The following is a 318-nucleotide window of genomic DNA, read 5'->3' as shown; positions in this document are numbered from 1 at the left end:
CTCTTCTCCGCTGTCCAGCTTGCTCCCCGCGACCCGATCCTGGGCCTGAACGAAGCCTTCAACGCCGATGCGCGTCCGACCAAGGTCAACCTCGGCGTCGGCGTGTACACGAACGAAGACGGCAAGATTCCGCTGCTGCGCGCGGTGCGCGACGCGGAGAAGGCGCGTGTCGAGGCCGGCCTGCCGCGCGGTTACCTGCCGATCGACGGGATCGCCGCCTACGATGCGGCCGTGCAGAAGCTGCTGCTCGGCAACGACTCGCCGCTGATCGCGGCGGGCCGCGTGGTCACGGCCCAGGCACTGGGCGGCACGGGCGCG

The 318-nt window shown here is 70.8% G+C and carries 1 protein-coding gene; it reads left to right on the top strand.

Features of this window, described 5'->3' with window-relative positions:
* The coding region (locus HWW87_RS36925; protein WP_175824385.1) for an aminotransferase class I/II-fold pyridoxal phosphate-dependent enzyme at positions 1-318 on the top strand (318 nt) is incomplete at both ends.

Source organism: Burkholderia sp. BCC0419, from assembly GCF_902830285.1.
Taxonomy (GTDB): domain Bacteria; phylum Pseudomonadota; class Gammaproteobacteria; order Burkholderiales; family Burkholderiaceae; genus Burkholderia.
The sequence above is the reverse complement of the archived record's forward strand: the minus strand, read 5'-3'. Positions and strand labels throughout refer to the sequence as shown.